The sequence below is a fragment of the Collinsella sp. AM33-4BH genome (assembly GCF_003469205.1).
Lineage (GTDB): Bacteria > Actinomycetota > Coriobacteriia > Coriobacteriales > Coriobacteriaceae > Collinsella.
On the sequence record NZ_QSIN01000018.1, the window covers coordinates 1 to 2,207 of the forward strand.

Consider the following 2,207-nt stretch of genomic DNA (forward strand, 5'->3'; position numbering starts at 1 on the left):
ATGGCGAAGCCCATGGCCGGCAGGATGTTGGCGGCAACGCCAAAGCCAGCAAGGACAAAGGGCGGGATGAAGTCGAGCATGCCCTGGATGGCGTCAGCACCCAGATAGAACGACAGCGAGCACAGCAGGAACGCCATGATGATACCGGTCAAACCGATCAGGAAGTGCATCGCATAGACACCCTTAAGGTTGCCCTGGCCGGAGAAGACATCAGCGCGGTCAACCAGAATCGGCAGGGCGGCGTTGAGGATGTTCTTGATGGCAAGGCACAGCGTGGCGATGGGCATAGCGAGCGCGATGGCTGCCTCGGTGCTCTGGCCCAACTGGATAGCGAAGGCGCAGGCGAGCACGCCGCCGATCGTCTCATCAGGCGGCACGTAGGCGCCGATGGAGATCGAGCCCATGAACAGAAGCTCCAGGCTGGCGCCGATCGCGAGGCCGGACTGCAGGTCCCCCAGCACCAGGCCCACGAGCGGGCACAGGACGATGGGGCGGAACGCATAGAGCGTACCGAGCTGGAAGTCGAACTTACCAAATGCGGCGATAAGTCCGATGAGGATTGCTTGGGTAAGCATATATCCCCCTTTCCTAATAGGACACTACGAAGAGCTCAGACTCTTCGAAATTGAACGCCTAGAGCACGCTTGCGCAGTCAACCTTGGGGTCATCGGCCAGAGGACGGATCTCGACCTCGACGCCGTTGTTCAGCATCTCACGCACATCGGCCTCCTCGGCTGCAGTCAGGAAGATCTGACGAGAGACCTGACGAGCATCGGGGCGCTTCTCGTCCTTGGGCTTGGTGTTGCCCAGGTTGACCGACTTGATCTGCGGGCAGCCTTCAACAAGCTGCTTTGCCTCAGCGATGGTGGCGACACAGATAATCATCTTGTATTTGTCAGTCACACCCGAGTTAATGGCCTCGATGGCATTCGCCATATCCTTGATGACGAGCTTGCAGCCGGCAGGCTTGCCCATCTTGAGCGTCGTCTTCCACACCGGGTCGTTGGCGACCTTATCGCCCACGCAGAAAATGCAGTTGGAGCCAAGGCCCTGGACCCAAGAGACCGCGACCTGGCCATGAAGCAGGCGATGGTCGACGCGAAGTAGCTGAATCATAATGTGACCCCCCAAAGGTCTTGTGCCGTCTTACGGCGTGTCAGTAGGTGCTGCGGATTAGAACTCTTCTTCCTCTTCGTCATCGACCAAAAGATCGTTGACAAACTTCACGCGCGTATCGTCCGCAGCGACGATGGCGCGAATCGTCTCCTCAACCGGCGCCGACTCGTCAGAGAACAGCAGCTGGATAAGCAGAGGAAGGTTCATGTTGGTAACGAGGTACGTGCGGGGACGCGTCTGGACGATCTTGGTGAACTCGTTGTTGACGCTGCCGCCAAAGAGGTCGGTGCAGACAACGACATCATCGTCGGCAGCCATGCCTGCCAGCAGTTTTTGGGCCTCCTCGGCCACGTCCATGCGGTCATCGACGAACATCGAAAGATCGTGGACGTTGTCGCGAGCGCCCGAGAGCAGCTCGACACTCTCCTTGATGCCGGTAGCGAAGTGCGCATGGCTGGCGATGATGTACTGCCTCATTCTGTGTTCCTCTCAATAGCCCGGCGCGTTCCCGCACCCGTTTTCTTTAGTAGTCGAACTGGTGATAGTAGCGACGATACTTGAGGTTGTGCTTGGTGACCGTCTCGTAGTAGCGAGCCAGGCGGTCGGTAACGAGCACCGTCAGAATCCACGGAGACACGATGACGCGGAACTCGTCGTCAAGGCCGGGGATCGCGAACTCGGCGGTGTCGATGATGTTGATGTCGGTGTCGCCGGTCACACCGCGGGTCAGGAAGGCGCGGACGCGCTCGTCGAGCTTGCGGTTCTCGTCCTCGCCCATGAACAGGAACACGGGGACGCCGGGCTCCACGAGCTCGAGGGTGCCGTGGAAGAAGTCGGCCGAGGTGATGTAGCGGGTGCGCTTCCACTGCATCTCCTCCAGGATGCACATCGAGAACAGGATGGTCTCGCCCCACAGGGCGCCGGAGCCGATGAACATGGTGTAGGGGGCCAGGGCGTACTTCTTGGCGAGCTCCTCGGCGCGCGGCTCGAAGCGCTTGCGGATATCGAGCATGTCCTTCCAGATGTCCTTGGTCTGCTCGATAAACAGGTCGAACTTGGGGAAGCAGCCGCGGCGGTTGAGCAGGCGCAGG

General features: G+C 59.7%; 4 protein-coding genes. All 4 read right to left on the minus strand.

Translation table 11 applies throughout. The features are described from left to right. A partial coding sequence (locus tag DW821_RS09705) for a PTS sugar transporter subunit IIC (protein WP_147349536.1) occupies window positions 1–575 on the minus strand: 575 nt, incomplete at its 3' end. Between the two features lie 58 nt (window positions 576–633). Beyond that, a complete protein-coding gene (locus DW821_RS09710; protein WP_117565058.1) occupies window positions 634–1,116 on the minus strand; it encodes a PTS sugar transporter subunit IIB in 483 nt (160 codons plus the stop codon). A 57-nt stretch (window positions 1,117–1,173) separates the two neighbouring features. Beyond that, entirely contained in the window at window positions 1,174–1,593 is a 420-nt protein-coding gene (locus DW821_RS09715) for a PTS sugar transporter subunit IIA (protein ID WP_117565057.1), read from the minus strand. Between the two features lie 46 nt (window positions 1,594–1,639). After that, a partial coding sequence (locus DW821_RS10355; protein WP_370221267.1) for an SIS domain-containing protein occupies window positions 1,640–2,207 on the minus strand: 568 nt, incomplete at its 5' end.